Annotated in this window: 13 protein-coding genes and 1 other RNA gene; 4 read left to right on the forward strand and 10 right to left on the reverse strand. The window is 65.3% G+C overall.

The features are described from left to right. Window positions 1-3: 3 nt before the first annotated feature. Together L1965_RS12840 and L1965_RS12845 are read right to left on the reverse strand one after the other, a co-directional pair. Window positions 4-1,878 (reverse strand): extracellular solute-binding protein, encoded by a 1,875-nt coding sequence (locus L1965_RS12840; protein ID WP_235756847.1) that lies wholly within the window; start codon window positions 1,876-1,878, stop codon window positions 4-6. Window positions 1,879-2,039: 161 nt separating this feature from the next. Beyond that, complete coding sequence (locus L1965_RS12845) at window positions 2,040-2,579, reverse strand: c-type cytochrome (protein ID WP_235756848.1); 540 nt, start codon at window positions 2,577-2,579, stop codon at window positions 2,040-2,042. A 121-nt stretch (window positions 2,580-2,700) separates the two neighbouring features. On the opposite strand from L1965_RS12845, the gene L1965_RS12850 reads away from it, so the two are divergent. Next, window positions 2,701-3,549, forward strand: a complete 849-nt coding sequence (locus tag L1965_RS12850) for a prephenate dehydratase (RefSeq protein ID WP_235756849.1) — start codon at window positions 2,701-2,703, stop codon at window positions 3,547-3,549. 13 nt (window positions 3,550-3,562) lie between these two features. Here L1965_RS12850 and L1965_RS12855 read toward each other — a convergent pair whose 3' ends face one another. Continuing rightward, entirely contained in the window at window positions 3,563-4,018 is a 456-nt protein-coding gene (locus L1965_RS12855) for a hypothetical protein (protein WP_235756850.1), read from the reverse strand. Between the two features lie 322 nt (window positions 4,019-4,340). Between L1965_RS12855 and L1965_RS12860 the strand changes: the two genes are divergently transcribed. The 3 genes from L1965_RS12860 (at window position 4,341) to L1965_RS12870 (ending at window position 6,909) form a co-directional block, all read left to right on the forward strand. Then, window positions 4,341-6,233 (forward strand): bifunctional 2',3'-cyclic-nucleotide 2'-phosphodiesterase/3'-nucleotidase, encoded by a 1,893-nt coding sequence (locus tag L1965_RS12860; protein ID WP_235756851.1) that lies wholly within the window; start codon window positions 4,341-4,343, stop codon window positions 6,231-6,233. 53 nt (window positions 6,234-6,286) lie between these two features. After that, window positions 6,287-6,385, forward strand: an RNA gene (gene ffs, locus L1965_RS12865) — signal recognition particle sRNA small type. 71 nt (window positions 6,386-6,456) lie between these two features. Next, window positions 6,457-6,909, forward strand: a complete 453-nt coding sequence (locus tag L1965_RS12870) for a hypothetical protein (RefSeq protein ID WP_235756852.1) — start codon at window positions 6,457-6,459, stop codon at window positions 6,907-6,909. On the opposite strand, the gene L1965_RS12875 is transcribed toward L1965_RS12870, so the two are convergent. The 7 genes from L1965_RS12875 to acs form a co-directional block, all read right to left on the reverse strand. Beyond that, window positions 6,885-8,855 carry a 3'-5' exonuclease gene (locus tag L1965_RS12875; RefSeq protein WP_235756853.1) on the reverse strand — a complete coding sequence of 657 codons (1,971 nt, stop codon included), beginning with the start codon at window positions 8,853-8,855 and terminating at the stop codon, window positions 6,885-6,887. The two genes, L1965_RS12870 and L1965_RS12875, sit on opposite strands and share 25 nt — an antisense overlap. Then, window positions 8,849-9,220 carry a response regulator transcription factor gene (locus tag L1965_RS12880; protein WP_235756854.1) on the reverse strand — a complete coding sequence of 124 codons (372 nt, stop codon included), beginning with the start codon at window positions 9,218-9,220 and terminating at the stop codon, window positions 8,849-8,851. The genes L1965_RS12875 and L1965_RS12880 overlap by 7 nt, the downstream gene beginning before the upstream one ends. Beyond that, entirely contained in the window at window positions 9,192-9,719 is a 528-nt protein-coding gene (locus L1965_RS12885) for a hypothetical protein (RefSeq protein ID WP_235756855.1), read from the reverse strand. Before L1965_RS12885 ends, L1965_RS12880 begins: the two co-directional genes overlap by 29 nt. Continuing rightward, entirely contained in the window at window positions 9,716-11,524 is a 1,809-nt protein-coding gene (locus L1965_RS12890) for a DUF294 nucleotidyltransferase-like domain-containing protein (protein ID WP_235756856.1), read from the reverse strand. Before L1965_RS12890 ends, L1965_RS12885 begins: the two co-directional genes overlap by 4 nt. A 64-nt stretch (window positions 11,525-11,588) precedes the next feature. After that, window positions 11,589-13,400, reverse strand: coding sequence for a sodium:solute symporter family protein (locus tag L1965_RS12895; protein ID WP_235756857.1), 1,812 nt, complete (start codon window positions 13,398-13,400; stop codon window positions 11,589-11,591). A 12-nt stretch (window positions 13,401-13,412) separates the two neighbouring features. Then, window positions 13,413-13,670: a DUF4212 domain-containing protein gene (locus L1965_RS12900; protein WP_235756858.1), complete on the reverse strand. Its 258-nt coding sequence runs from the start codon at window positions 13,668-13,670 to the stop codon at window positions 13,413-13,415. Between the two features lie 133 nt (window positions 13,671-13,803). After that, window positions 13,804-15,759 (reverse strand): acetate--CoA ligase, encoded by a 1,956-nt coding sequence (gene acs, locus L1965_RS12905; RefSeq protein ID WP_235756859.1) that lies wholly within the window; start codon window positions 15,757-15,759, stop codon window positions 13,804-13,806. Window positions 15,760-16,030 lie beyond the last annotated feature (271 nt).

The following is a 16,030-nucleotide window of genomic DNA, read 5'->3' on the forward strand; positions in this document are numbered from 1 at the left end:
TTGTCAGCGCAGCGCGCCGCTGGAGCGCAGCTGGTCCGCCCGTTCGGAATCCGCCCACCAGAAGTCCAGCACGCCCAAAGCATAGGGCGGCATCTGGTCGGGGTGGCGATACATGTCGTAATAGGCCAGCGTGTAATTGGCCTTGTACCATTGCGGCACCCAGAACCGCAGGCTGCGCAGCGCCCGGTCAAGCGCGTGGATGGCGACCAGGTTTTCTTCCCGCGTCTCGACCAGCTGGCCGCTGGCGATCAGCGCGTCGATGGCCGGGTTGGCAAGTCCCATCGGGTTGAACACGTCGCCGACATTGTCGGACCCGAAGATCTGGTCCGTGCCGCCGCCTATCGCATAAGCCTGACCCAGCGTGTCCTCGACGATGTCGAACTCCTTGGCGCGGATGCGCTGTTCCATCTGGGCGTTGTCGACCCGCTGGTTCACGGCGTCGATGCCGATGGCCCGCAAATTCTGCACGAACGGATTGATGACCCGGTCATTGCCGGCATCGTCGTTGAGGAATTCGACCCTCAGCCTCTCGCCCCTTTCGTTGCGGCGCTTGCCGTCATCGCCGACCGTCCAGCCCGCCTCGTCCAGCAGGGCCACCGCGCGGCGCATGTTCCCGCGATCAAGCTGGCGCTCGCCCGACACCGGCTGCACGACCGCATCCTCGGTCAGGATGCCCTTCGGCAGGTCGTCGGCAAGCGGTTCCAGCAAGGCCAGTTCCGCCGGCGAGGGCGGCCCCTCGGCGCGGAACTCGCTGTTGTCCCAGAACGAGTTGACGCGCGTTTCCAGCCCGTACAGCAAGGTCTGGTTGGTCCATTCGAAATTGAACATCAGCCCGATCGCCTCGCGGACGCGGATGTCCTGGAATTTCTCGCGGCGCAGGTTGAACACCCAGGACTTGCCGTTGGCGATCGTCCCGTCGGGCAGCGTGTCGCGGATCACGGCGCCGTTTGTCAGCGCCGGGAAATCATAGCGCGTGGCCCAGTGCAGCGACGACGTCTCGTTCCGGAACGTGTATTCGCCCGCCTTGAACGCCTCGAACGCGGTGTCGAAGTCACCGAACATCTCATAGCGGATGCTGTCGAAATTGTAGCGGCCCCGGTTGATCGGCAGGTCCTTGCCCCAGTAGTCCGGGTTTCGCTTCACGACCAGGGTCCGGCCCATGTCGGCCCGGTCGAACATGTAGGGGCCCGACCCGACGAATGGCTCGACGCTGCCCTGTTCCAGGTCGCGATCATTGGCCAGAAAGTCCTTGCGCGAGAAGACGATCTGAGAGCCCATCTGCGAGATCACGTCGCGGCGCGGATAGTCCGGCGCGAACGTGAACCTGATGCGGTGATCGTCAAGCGCCTCGGCCTTGGCCACCATCTGCTGCATGGCGGTGCGGAACGACGACAGCCCCTTGTCGCGCAGCGTCTCGAACGAGAACAGCACGTCCTGCGCGGTCAGCGGCGTTCCGTCCGAAAAGCGCGCCTCGGGCCGCAGGTTGAAGATCACCCAATCCCGGCTTTCAGGATATTCGACGGTCTCGCAAAGCAGGCAGTAATCCACCCCCAGCTCGTCGGCCGGGCTGTCCATCAGCCGTTCCAGCTGGATGACCGACAGCGCGATCGCCCGCCCCCGGAACGTGAACGGATTGTAGCTGTCGAACCCCCCCACGGCCCCGAAAGAGATCTCGCCGCCTTTCGGGGCATCGGGGTTCACATAGGGAAAATGGTCGAAATCCGCAGGCAACGCGGGCTCGCCGAACAATGCGATGGCGTGGGTCCGGATGATGGTCGCGTCATTGCCCGCTGCCCGCTCCGTGCCGGTCTCTTGCGACAGGGCGGGGTGGGCTGTCAGGGCAAGGGACAAGGCGGCGGTCAGGGCAAGATGGCGCATCGGCAGACTCCGGCGGATCGGGGGTTCGGGCCAAGCTAGGCCAGCGCGTGCGACCGGATCAAGCCGCGTTTTCGTGAGCAGGCAGGCCCGGCGCAGGCAGACATGAAAACGGGCGCGGTCCCTGGACCACGCCCGCGACGGTCATGCCGGGTCCGGTGCGGTTACGGCTGGGTCTGCAGATAGGCGATCAGGTCGGCGCGATCCTCGGGCTTTTTCAGACCCGCGAAGGACATCTTGGTGCCGGGCACGTCGGCCTTGGGGTTGGTCAGGAATTCCTGAAGCGCCTCGGGGGTCCAGTCGGGCGCTTCGGCGACATGGGCCACCATCGCATCCGAATAGGCATAGCCGCCAACCGATGCGACCGCGCGACCGACGACGCCATTCAGATGCGGGCCGACGCCGTCGCTGCCATCCAGCTTGTGGCAGGCCTTGCACTTGCCGAAGCCCTTTTCGCCGGCGGCCGGGTCGGCGGCTTCCATCAACACGGCAAAGTCGATCTGCTCTTCCTCGCCGCCGCCTTCGCCTTCGCCCGACTCCTCGACCGGAATCGTGTAGGCTTGCGCGTGCTCTTCGCCCTCGCCGGCATGTCCAGCCGGCCCGACACTGTAGAGGCCGCTGGCCGCCCAGTTGGCCAGCATCAGAAACAGCAGCGCGCCGATCAGCGCGCCGGCGACCTTGGTCAGGGTCATGGTGTTGAACATCGCGTGCGGTCCCCGCTTTGGTAAGCTCGTCAATTCGCCCGGTATCTATCCGCTTTCGCTTTGCGGGATCAAGGTATAGTTACCCCACGACCAATCAAAAAACGCTTATCGGACGCCAGCCATGACCACCAGACGCATCGCATTCCAGGGCGAACCCGGCGCCTATAGCCACGAAGCCTGCCGCAAGGCGCGTCCCATGCACGAGGCCCTGCCCTGCCGGACCTTCGAGGACGTGATCGAGGCCGTGCGCGGCGATCAGGCCGAGCTGGCGATGCTGCCGGTCGAGAACTCGACCTATGGCCGGGTCGCCGATATCCATCACCTGCTGCCCGAATCCGGCCTGCACATCATCGACGAAGCCTTCGTGCGCGTGCATATCAGCCTGCTGGCCGTGCCCGGCACGGAGCTGGGCGAGGTCCGCGAGGCGATGAGCCATACCGTCCTGCTGGGCCAGTGTCGGAACTTCATGCGACAGCACGGCATCCATCCCGTGACCGGCGCCGACACGGCGGGATCGGCCAGGGACGTGGCCCGGCGCGGCAATCCGTCGCTGGCGGCGCTGGCGGCACCGCTGGCCGGCGAGATCTACGGGCTGGTCAGTCTGGCCGACCAGATCGAGGACCGCCAGAACAACACCACCCGTTTCCTGATCATGTCGCGCGAACCGGACCTGACACGTCGCGGGCAGAAGATGCTGACCAGTTTCGTCTTCCGCGTCCGCAACATTCCTGCGGCGCTGTACAAGGCGATGGGCGGCTTTGCCACGAACGGGGTGAACATGACCAAGCTGGAAAGCTACATGGTCGACGGGGTGTTCACGGCGACGCAGTTCTATGCCGATATCGAGGGTCACCCCGACGACGCCCATGTGCGGCGCGCGCTGGACGAGTTGCGCTACTTCACCTCGACACTGGACATCCTGGGCGTCTATCCCGCCGATCCGCTGCGCGAAACCCGGCCGATGAACTGACCCGTCGCCGCGATCAGCGCGCGGCGTGCATGTCGGACAGGAACTGCGCGACCCGGCGATCGAACTTGCGGTCAAGCTGCGGCTTGGCCAGTTTCGCCGTCTGCAACATCAGCCGCGCCTTCATGTTGCGCGGTCGCAGGTCGGTCTCGAAGATCAGACGCGACCGTGTTCGGCTCAGCGCGATCACGGTCGCGTCGATATTGATATCCAACGCATCCGACATGCCCGCCATCGACAGCCGTTCGGGGCGGTCATGGCGCGTCACCTCCAGTCGAAGGCTGCGGGGTCGCCCACGCCAGTCGAAATCGATCTGCCAACCCATGCCCGTCCCCGGCTCTTGCGTGGGGTCGATCCGGCAGACATGGGCACCGCGACACATCAGCATCCGCTCGATCCGTCCGAAATCACCGACGACGCCGAACAGATCCTCGGCCCTGCTTTCGGTGTCGTGACGCGTCGAAAACTTCATGGCAAAAAATCCGCTGACGATGCTGACCGGACCAGGACAATGAGCAGCCCGAGCGCGCTCATAGTCCATACCGGGCGCCGTGTTCAACCAGGTCGTCAGCATCGAGCGGGACTCACTCTTGACATGTTTCATTCTTGCCAGAGCACGGCGGGATTGAGATCCTGTTTTCTTGGTCAATTTGCATGAATGTCGATTCAAGGTAGAAACATTCATGTCGCCGCAATCAAAGGTTGTTCCGTGCGGCCTGCACTCATAGTCTGGGACGGCGACCGGTCCCCGAACCCGCCCGGGACACCCGGATCAGCAGCGACGGAGAATCCGAATGCCGGATGGCAGAGGCCAGACTGAGCGACAGCAGGCATTTGCCATGCAGGCCGATTGCGCGATCAGCCTGCGAATCCTCGCGACCACCGACATGCACATGAAGGTCCTGCCCTACAATTACTACACCGACCAGCCATGCGACAGCGGTGGACTGGCCCGCACGGCCTCGCTGATCGCGCGCCGACGGGCCGAAGTCGCGAACTCGCTGCTGCTGGACAATGGCGATTTCCTGCAAGGCACGCCGATGGGCGATTTTGCCGCGACGGCCATGACCGGCAAGCCGCGCAGCCTGCACCCCGCGATCGCCGCCATGAACGCGATGGGCTATGACGCGGCGGCGTTGGGAAATCACGACTTCAATTTCGGGCTGTCGTTCCTGAGGCAGGTCACCGCGCGGGCCGGTTTTCCGTTTCTGGCCGCCAATCTGCATGTCCTGCGCGGCCCCGGGTTTCGCAGCCATGTGATCCTGCGCCGCCATGTGACCGACGGGCAGGGACGCCAGGTTCCGCTGGCAATCGGCATCATCGGCTTCGTCCCGCCCCAGACCGCCGAATGGGACCGCGACCTGTCCGGCCAGATGCGCTGCGCCGACATCCTCGAGACCGCGCGCAACCTGGTGCCCGAGATCCGTGCCGAGGGCGCACAGATCGTCATCGCGCTGGCCCATAGCGGCATCGGTGGCCTGTCACCGCATGCGCGGATGGAGAACGCGGCGACAGCGCTTGCGGCGGTGCCGGGGATCGACGCGGTCATCGCAGGGCATACGCACGAGGTTTTTCCGGGCCGCGACATTCCCGCCGCTCCGGGCATCGATCCGGTCGCCGGCACGCTGGCCGGCAAGCCCGCCGTGATGCCGGGGTTCGGCGGATCGCATCTGGGCATCATCGACCTGGATCTGAGACCCGACATCGCCGACGACTGGCAGGTCGCGAATTTCCGCGTTCGCACGGAAGCCGTGGCTGCGGGGCTGCCCAATGATGCCGATGTCGCCCGGCCGGTGATGGGCGCCCACCGCGAGACGCTGCGCCGTCTGCGCCGCCGTGTGGGGCGCAGCATGACCCCGCTGAGCAGCTACTTCGCCCTGATCGGGGACGATCCCGGGCTGCGCCTGGTCAACATGGCGCAGCGATGGCATGTGCGCCAGCGGCTGAAGAACACCCAATGGGCGTCGATGCCGGTGCTGTCGGCCTCGGCCCCGTTCAGGTCCGGCGGGCGCGGCGGACCCCAGCACTATACCGACGTTCCGGCCGGCGCGCTGAGCCTGCGAAATCTGGCCGATCTCTATTTCTTTCCCAACCGCATCTGCGCGATCCGCCTGACCGGGGCGCAGCTTGCCGGCTGGCTCGAGCGTTCGGCCAGCCTGTTTGGCCATGTGCAGCCGGGCGATACCGACCAAAAGCTGATAGACCCCGCCTTTCCCTGCTACAATTTCGACGTGGTGGACGGGGTGACATGGCAGATCGACCTGTCCCAGCCTGCACGTTTTTCGCCCGACGGCACGCTGATCGGGCCCGAGGCGCGGCGGGTCCACGAATTGCGGTGGCAGGGGCGTCCGGTCCAGCCACACGACAATTTCGTGCTGGCCACGAACTCCTACCGGCTGGCAAGCTGCGGCCTCTTCAGCCCGCTGGTGTCGGGAAACGAGGTCGCGCTGAAGGGTGACGAACTCACGCGCGACGTCCTGCGCCACTATGTCCGCCGTCGCCGCCGGATCGCGATCGAGGCTGCCCCGCATTGGAGTTTCAAGCCGATGCCGGGAACGTCGGTCCTGTTCGTCACGGGACCGGGCGGAATGTCCCATCTTGACCAGGTGGCCGCGCGGCATGGCGCGCGGATCGAGTATGCGGGCGAAGATTGCCGCGGGTTCGCAAGGCTGCGGCTGTTCCTGTAGGCGCCCGCTTGCCAGGGGTTGCATCGGCTGCCCGGCGGCATTATCTGTCGCGCTGAGGGGTTGGCGCGGGCAGGCGTCTCGCCAACTCGGTCAGGTCCGGAAGGAAGCAGCCGTAACGATTTCCGCCTGGGTCGTAGTCCAGCCTCTCACCTCACCCCCCCCCACCGTTCGATGCCTCTGCCGTGACTTGCGCGGCGGCCTTGATTGCCCCATCTTCGATGGCATGAGCATTCGCCGCATCGCCACGACAGCCTTTCTGACAGCCTTGCCGTTCGGCGCGTGCCCGGCGCTTGCGCAGCAGGACTACAGCCCGCCCATGGCAGACGAGAAGGCGCAGACCGATGACGGGCTGAGCCTGATCGAGCGTGGCATGGGCATGATCTTCCGCAACCTGCTGGAGGATGTCGGGCCCGATCTGAACAGCCTTGGCCAGAACTTGTCCGGGGCGCTGTCACGAATGGCGCCGGTGTTGCAGGACCTGTCGGTGCTGGTCGATGACCTGGGCAATTACCAGCCGCCCGAACGCCTTGAGAATGGCGACATCGTCATCCGCCGCAAGCCCGGCGCCCCCCCGCCCCCGCCCATCGGCGACAGCCTGCGCGATTTTTCAGAGCCGGGCGATCCGGCGGAACCCGGGATACCGCGCGATCCCTATTCCCCCGAAATCGAGCTTTGATCGCCGCGTGCCGTGACCGGAAGGTTTGCGTCCTCGATCAAACGCCGGTGACGACGGGCCTCGACAACGGCCTCTTCGAACCGTTCGATGCCCTTGCCTTCCAGCGCCGGTATCAGTTGCAGGAATGCCTCTGCGGTCGCCACCGTGTCGCCCATCGCGGTATGGCGGGCATCGGGCGGAATGACGATGCCAAGCCGCTCGGTCAAGGCGTCCAGCGTATGCGGCACCCCGCCACCCCAGATCATCGCCGAAAGCAGCACCGTATCCAGAACGCGATTGTCGAAATGCGCCCCCGTCTCGGCCGCCGCCGCGCGCAGCAGGCCCATGTCGAAAGGCGCATTATGGGCGATCAGGACCGAATCCTCGGCGAAATGGTGGAACGCCGTCAGCGCGGCGGTCATGTCGGGGGCGTCCGCGACCATCTCGTCGGTGACGTGATGGATCGCGGTGGCGCCCGGCGGGATCGGGCGGCCGGGATTGACCAGCGTTTCGAATCGCTCGCCGGTCAGCTTGCCGCGCGCGATCCTGACCCCGGCGATCTGCACGATCCGGTCGGTCGGTTCGAGGCCGGTGGTTTCGGTGTCGAACACGACGCAGGTCAGGTCTGCCAGGCGCGACGAGGCGGCACCGCGGCTGGCCAGCGCGAAATCATAGGTCACACCCGAGTCACGCGCCTCGGCCTGCCCGGCCAGGCGCAGCGGCAGCACCAGCCGCCCCATATCCGCATCCGCCTCGGGCCACATGCCGGTGCCATGCGTGGCCAGAATGTCGGCGCCGCTCACATCCGGCTGGTCGGGGTCGGGGGACTCGGACAGCCACGCCTCGAGCCGGTCCATCGGCAGGCCCGGGCCCTGCCATTCCAGCAGCAGATGCCCTTCGCCCGGCTCTTGCAGCGCGACGCGCAGCCGCGGTTGGCGCATCTCGCTCCGCAATCGGTCGTCAAGCAGCCGCAGCAGCGCGTTCATCGGCCCGGCCTCGGCCAGCAGCGCAAGATCCGGCATCGCGCTGGCGGTCTCCAGCCCGGCAGCCAGTTCAGAAAGCGCCGCGCGGCCGGTCGGCGCGTCGGCGGCCATGATCTCGGACAATCGGCGCGTAGCCTGCGACAGACCCTGCCCCTCGTCCCGTATCGCCTGCGCCAGGGCCGGGGGGATCGGCCCGTCCAGCGCATCGAGCATCGGGACAAGCGTCGCCGCGTGCCGACGCAGCGCCTCCAGCGTGTCGCGCGGGGCCGGGCGTTCGGGCGCGCGGTCGCGCAGGATCAGCAGCGTCTGATTGTCGATGCGCCGCATCCGCCCCGAAAGCCGCACCCCAAGCGAACTGAGGCAGACAAGGTCGGTGGCTTCGGCGCCGTTCGCCAGCCTTGCGGCAGCAGCCTCGAGCGCGCCGGGCAGGATGTGACGATCAAGCGGCCGGTCCAGCGCAAGCCCCGGCAGCAACCGCGCGGCCGACGCGTTGTAGAACACCACCCTGCCCCGCCCGTCGGTCATCACCGCGCCCGCCCCGAAATCGGCCAGAATCGATTCCAGCGCGGATTTTTCGCGGGCCAGTTCGGCGGCGTGCTCCTGCACGGCCGCGGCCAGAGCCTCGGCCGTACGCGCCCGCGCCTCGGCCGCGTCGCGGGCGGCGGGCCCTAGATCGGCCAGATAGCGTGCCTCCTCGATATCCGGGGCCTGGCCTGTGCGCAGGCCACCGGCCAGAGTCTCGATCGGGCGCGCAACATTGCGATCGAACAGAAACCAGACCAGCGTGACCGCCGCGACCGCACCGAAGCCGACGATCATCCCCGCCTGAACGGCGGGATCAAGCGACAGCTCGGCCTCGACACCCTGCTGTGCCAGGCGTTTCAGGATCAGCGTCAGCGCCAGCGCCAGAAGCCCCAGAATGACCGCCAGCAGCCCCGCAAAGATCAACAGGATTCGCAGCCTCAGCGAAAGCCGGGTCAGCATGGCGACTTCAGCAGCCGCGCCACCTCGGCGCGCAATTCGTTCAGTTCGAAAGGCTTCGCGATGAAGCCGTCGGCCCCCAGCGCAAGCCCCTTGCGCCGCTCCACGACCGAGCCTCGGGCGGTCATCATCAGCACGCGCACATCCTTCAGGTCCGGATCGGCGCGCACATCCTGGACGATCTGATAGCCAGACACGTCCGGCAGCATGATATCCAGCAGCACCAGATCGGGATGCGTCTCGCGAATGCGCGCGACCGCTCCGGCACCCGTCGACATCCGCTCATGGTGGTGACCGTCGCGCGTCAGCAGGAAGTCCAGCGCAACGGCAATATTGTCCTCATCCTCGATCACCAGTATCTCGGCCATCCTTCACCTCCCCCTCGCAAACCGCGGCGAAAGCCGGATCATCCGGCTCGGCTGCGGTCCATTCGCCGCGTGCAGGCCTGACAAGGCCGGCGTCGCAATCGAACTCCTGCGGCACGACCAGGGTCTGGCCGCGTCGCTCGACCAGCATGATCCGGGCTGTCCTGATCCCTTCGGCACCGTTGCTGATCGTGGCCGGATCCAGCGCGGCAAAGCGCACTGCCACCGGCGACAGATAGGTCCAGGGCGCCCAGGGCTGGCTGTCACGGCCGATCAGCAGCAGCTGTGCATCCTGCGGCAACCGGTCCTGCGCCCGCCCGAACCAGGCATAGTCGTTCCAGATCGAATAACTGATCATCGCCAGCCCGATACCCGCGGGCAGCAGCCATAACGGCAGGTCCAGCCCGGCCTTTCGCAGCGCGTGCATGCCGGCATACAGAACCGACGCTGCGCCGATCCCGACTGCGATCACGCCCAGCAGTTCGACCCCGACACCCATCATCCCAGCATTCCCTTTCCATGACCGACCGCCGACTGCATGCTGCGCACGACAACGAAGGCGTCACGCAGATGGCTGCGCTCGAAATCCGGCAGATCCGAGGGCGACAGATAATTGTCGGGCTTGCGACCCGCGCCGACCAGATGCGCCTGGTTGTCCAGCCGCATGGTCTGGATGAGGTCGAAGGCGGCGATCAGGTCGCGGCCGCCGCTGCCCGAGATCACGCCCTTGGCCTCGGCATCCTGCAACCGGGCGCGGGTGTTGACCGGCGTCAGCCGCCCCTGCAAGGCATAGACCCGCGCCAGGTCCGCCACCGGGACGACGCCGTTCAGCTTCATGTCGATATGGTGGCGATGCCCGCCCGAGCGGATGGTCGACAAGCCGCCCATCAGACCCAGCGGCGGGCGGTGTTTCAGGGAATTCGAGATCATGTGCGCCACGAATATCGAATTCTTCGAGGCCATCTGCAGCGTGTCCTGCTGCAACCCGGCCAGCAACGTGGCATCGCCGCCGATGGCGCGCAGATCGAACATCACGCTGGCCAGCATCTGCGCCTCGGGGCTGGGATTGTCGATCCAGTCGCGGAAATATCTCTGCCAGACCTGTCGCGGCTGCCGCCAGCGCGGGTTGGTGGCCATCATGTCGCCGGGGCAATAGACATAGCCGCATGCGTTGAGCCCGTCACTGACGAAGCGCGCCAGGCGTTCGAACCACGGGTCATCGGGATCGGCGCCGTCGCCCAGGATCAGGCAATTGTCCTGATCCGAAACCCCGGTCTGTTCCTGACGCCCCTGCGAGCCGCATGCCGCCCACAGCCAGGCGGCGGGCGCCGACCCGAGTTGTTCCTGCGCCAGATCCAGCAGGCGCCGGGTCACCGCGTCCGCGATGTCGGTGATCATCCGCGTGATGACCTCGTGGCGCTGATGGGATTTGACGAGCTGCACCAGCAGGTCGGGGATGCGTCCGGTGGCCTCGGCCATCTCGGGCACGGTTTCGGCATCGGCAATGTCGCGGATCAGCGCCGAGGCCGTGATCGCCTGCACCCGGGTCAGATCCGTCTGGCTGATCATGCCGATGAAGCGTCCATCCTCGATCACCGGCAGATGGCCGACGCGGCGTTCCAGCATGATGTTCAGCACGTCATACCCCAGCGCGTCCGGCGGCAGCGTGATCGGATCGCGGGTCATCACCTCGCTGACCGGATCGCGCAGGTCGCGCCCCTCGGCGACGACCCGGTTCGACATGTCGCGGATGGTGACAAGGCCGGTCAGCTTGCCCTTCTCGGCGATGCCGAGGCTGCTGATATTGGAATCGCGCATCCGCCGCGCGGCCTCGATGATCGGCGTGTCGGGCGGGCAGCTTTGCGGCTTGCGGCTCAGCAGGTCGCCCACCTTCAGCGTCGCGATCGGATCGCTGCGCTCGGCGGGCCCACGGCCACGATCGAAAAAGCGCGCGACCGCGCGATGCGTGGCGATCAGCCGGCGGACCTCGGCGCGCGGCAGCATCAGCACCACGGATTCCTCGACCGTGCTGGCCGACGTGACCGCCGTGCCGTCACGCAGAAGTCCGCGTTCGCCGAACGAGTTGCGTGGACCCAGTTCAGACACCGAATCGCCGTTGCGATCGGTCACCAGGACACGGCCGCTTTCGATCAGATAAAGACCTGGAAGCAGATCGCCCTGGCTGTAGATCTGCGTGTCCGCCGGATAGGTCCTGCGGCTGAAAGAGCCGGCGACCCGCGCCAGCTCGTCCCGCGGCAGGCTGTCATAGGGGTGGACCGTGGCGATGAAGTCGGCGGTCTCTGACATCCCGGAGATTCCCGATTGAGAAATGGGTCGCCGCGCCCCCGGACAGGGGGCGCGGCGCGTGTGCTTAGTGAGCCTGGGCCTGACCGGCGCCGCGCGGAACGCGGATCGATTCGACCAGTTCCTGGATCTCTTCCGGCGGCTCTTCGGTGGCATTGGACACCACAAAGGCGACCACGAAGTTGATCAGCGCACCGACCACACCGAAGGATGCGGGCGAGATGCCGAGCACCCATTCGGCCGGGACATCGTTAAGCGAGTTGGTTCCGGCGATGAAGAACCAGCCCTTGTAGAGGAAGATGTAGACCAGCGTGGACAGGATCCCTGCCAGCATGCCCGCGATCGCGCCCTGCCTGTTGATGCGCTTCGAGAAGATGCCCATCATCAGAACCGGGAAGATCGAGCTTGCCGCAAGGCCGAAGGCCAGCGCCACGGTCTGCGCCGCAAAGCCCGGCGGGTTCAGACCAAGGATCGTGGCCACCAGGATCGAGACCGCCATCGAGACGCGCGCCGCGAACAGCTCGCCCTTCTCGCTGATGTTCGGGTTCAGGGCACCCTTGATCAGGTCGTGCGAAACGGCACCCGAGATCGCCAGCAGCAGACCGGCGGCGGTCGACAGCGCGGCGGCAAGACCACCGGCCGCGACGATCGCGATGACCCAGCCCGGCAGGTTGGCGATTTCCGGGTTGGCCAGCACCATGATGTCGTTGTTCACGTTGGTCAGCTCGTTGCCTTGCAGATTCTGCTCGGCAATGACCTGGGCCAGCGGCTCGCTGTCGGCGGCGGCTTCGTTGTAATACTGGATCAGCCCGTCGCCGTTCTTGTCTTCCCAGTCCAGAAGCCCGGTGATCTGCCAGTTGCGCATCCACTGCTTGTCATCGTCGTTCTGGATCGATTCCAGCGAGACGGCCGGCTGGCTGAAGGTTTCGCCCGACGCGGCACCCGGCCACATGTTGGTGGTCAGGTTGAAGCGCGACATCGAACCGACGGCCGGAGCGACCGTGTAGAGCAGCGCGATGAAGACCAGTGCCCAACCCGCGGATTTCCGCGCGTCCGAAACCTTCGGCACGGTGAAGAAGCGGATGATGACGTGCGGCAGGCCCGCGGTGCCGATCATCAGCGCCAGCGTGAACAGGACCATGTTGAAGGTGCTGCCGTGGTGGCCCGTGTAGGATCGGAAGCCCAGATCGGTCACGACCTGATCCAGCGTGGCCAGGAACTTGGCGTCCGTGCCGTTCAGCGAGCCGAACAGCCCGGTCTGCGGCAGCACATGGCCGGTCAGCTGCAGCGCGATGAACACCGCCGGGATGGTGTAGGCGATGATCATCACGATGTACTGGGCCACCTGCGTGTAGGTGATGCCCTTCATGCCACCCAGAACCGAGTACATGAACACCATCGCCGCGCCGATCCAGAGGCCGGTCGAGTTCGACACTTCCAGATAGCGCGAGAAGGTCACGCCGACGCCGGTCATCTGGCCGATCACATAGGTGATCGAGATGATCAGCAGGCAGACGACGCCGATGATCCGCGCGGTGCGCGAATAGAAGCGGTCGCCGATGAACTCCGGCACCGTGAACTTGCCGAACTTGCGCAGATACGGTGCCAGCAGCATCGCCAGCAGAACGTAGCCACCGGTCCAGCCCATCAGGTAGACCGAGTTGTCATAGCCGGTGAAGGCGATCAGACCGGCCATCGAGATGAACGATGCCGCCGACATCCAGTCGGCCGCGGTGGCCATGCCGTTCATGACCGGGCTGACGCCGCGGTTGGCGGCGTAGAATTCGGCCGTCGAGCCGGCGCGGGCCCAGATCGCGATACCGATATAGATCCCGAAGGTGATCCCGATGAAGATCAGGTTGAGTGTAAACTGGGTCATGTGTCTTTTCCCTTACTCTTCCACGCCGAATTCGCGGTCGAGCCGGTTCATCCGCCACGCGTAGAAGAAAATCAGTACGATGAAGACCAGGATCGAGCCTTGTTGCGCGAACCAGAATCCCAGATCGGTCCCGCCGATCTTTATGCCGGAAATCAATGGTCGCAGGATGATCGCAAAGCCATAGGAGGCAAGTGCCCATATGGCCATGCTGATATAGATGATCCGCAGATTGGCCTTCCAATATGCATTCGTCGATTGTCTGTCACTCATGTCCTTCGGACCCTCCCAGTTCAGACGTGTCCCTCAATCCGCCCATGTCTCAGTCAACCGCCCCGGTTCCCGGCGGCAAGGCCGGGGCGCAAGCAAGAGGCCGGAACCCGGCCTCGCAAGGATCTGTGCCGGGTCAGCCCCGGTTCATCCGGTTGGCGATCAGATCGTCCACGACCTCTGGCTCGGCCAGGGTCGATGTGTCGCCAAGGCTGCCATAGTCGTTCTCGGCGATCTTGCGCAGGATACGGCGCATGATCTTGCCCGATCGGGTCTTGGGCATGCCCTGCGCCCACTGGATCAGGTCCGGCTTGGCGATCGGACCGATCTCGGTGCGAACCCATTTCTCCAGCTCGGTGCGCAGCTCGTCGCTGGGGTCGACACCGTTCATCAGCGTGACATAGGCATAGATTCCCTGACCCTTGACCGGATGCGGGTACCCGACCACCGCGGCTTCGGCAACCTTGTCATGGGCGACCAGCGCGCTTTCGACCTCGGCGGTGCCCATCCGGTGGCCGCTGACATTGATGACATCGTCCACGCGGCCGGTGATCCAGTAATAGCCATCCTCGTCGCGACGGCAGCCGTCTCCGGTGAAGTAATACCCCGGGTATTGCTGGAAATAGGTCTCCATGAAGCGCTGATGATCGCCCCAGACGGTCCGCATCTGGCCGGGCCAGCTGTCGGCGATGCACAGGACGCCCTCGGCGGGGCTGTCTTCGATCAGCTCGGCGCTGTTGGCATCCAGCACGGCGGGCTTCACCCCGAAGAACGGCACGGTCGCCGAGCCGGGCTTGGTTTCCGTCGCGCCCGGCAACGGCGTGATCAGGTGGCCGCCGGTCTCGGTCTGCCACCAGGTGTCCACGATCGGGCATTTGCCCTTGCCGACATGCTGGTTGTACCAGTTCCATGCCTCGGGGTTGATCGGCTCGCCAACCGTTCCCAGCAGGCGCAGGCTGGACAGGTCGTGCTTTTCGACGAACTCGGCGCCCTTGCCCATCAGCGCGCGAATCGCGGTCGGCGCGGTGTAGAACTGGTTCACCTTGTGCTTGGCGCAGACCTCCCAGAAGCGGCCGGCATCTGGCCAGGTCGGCACGCCTTCGAACATCAGGGTCGTGGCGCCATTCGCCAGCGGCCCATAGACGATATAGCTGTGGCCGGTGACCCAACCCACGTCGGCGGTGCACCAGAACACGTCGCCGTCATGATAATCGAAGGTGTATTGGTGGGTCATCGCGGCATAGACCAGATAGCCGCCGGTCGTATGAACGACACCCTTCGGCTTGCCCGTCGAACCCGAGGTATACAGCACGAACAGCGGGTCCTCGGCGTTCATCGGGCGCGGCGGACAGTCGGGGCTGACCTCTTTCATCTGCGCCTTCAGATCGACGTCCCGCCCGGACACCCAGGTGGTCTGGTCGCCGGTATGCTTGACGACCAGGCACCGCACCTTGTCGGAACAATGCAGCAGGGCCGCGTCGGCGTTCGATTTCAACCCGGTCTTGCGGCCGCCACGCGGCGCGCTGTCGGCGGTGATCAGCACCTTGGCGCCGGAATCGTTGATGCGGTTGGAAAGCGCATCCGGAGAGAAGCCGGCGAAAACGATCGAGTGGATCGCCCCGATCCGCGCGCAAGCCAGCATCGCATAGGCCGCCTCGGGGATCATCGGCAGATAGATGACGACGCGGTCGCCGCGCATGACGCCCTGGCTCAGCAGGACATTCGCCATCCGGTTCACGCTGTCGGACAGCTGTTTGTAGGTGATGTGCTGCGCCTCGACCTTGGGGTCGTCGGGCTCGAAGATGATCGCGGTCTGGTCGCCGCGCGTTTCCAGATGCCGGTCCACGCAGTTGTAGCTGGCGTTCAGGACGCCGTCCTCGAACCACTTGATGCTCACCTGGCCGAACGTGAAATCGGTGTTCTTGACCTTGGTGTAGGGCTCGATCCAGTCCAGCCGCTTGCCCTCGCGCCCCCAGAACCCGTCAGGGTCCTGAATCGATTCGGCATAGAGGCGCTGATAATCCTCCGGTCCCACATGGGCGTCTTCAAACCCCCGCGGAATGGCTTGTTTTTTGACGTTCTCGGTGCTCATGGTCCCTCCTCACGGCAATCAAGCGGCCAGCGCGCAGCTTCCCATCGGCTGCAGGCGGGCGGCTTTTCGCGTTGGGAAGGATGTTAATCACAATCAGACGGAAAAGTTAAGCCTTTTTTAAACAACGATTTTTTTGTTAATTTATTGACTGAATGTTAGCGTATAATGTAAATAATTCACAAGCCCGTCAGAGACCCAGTCTGGCGGTCTCGGACCGCCAGACCAAGCCGCCGCGAGACTCCTGGTCCCGCGGCGGCCTCGCGTGTCGATT

This window comes from Paracoccus salsus (assembly GCF_021556615.1).
Lineage (GTDB): Bacteria > Pseudomonadota > Alphaproteobacteria > Rhodobacterales > Rhodobacteraceae > Paracoccus > Paracoccus salsus.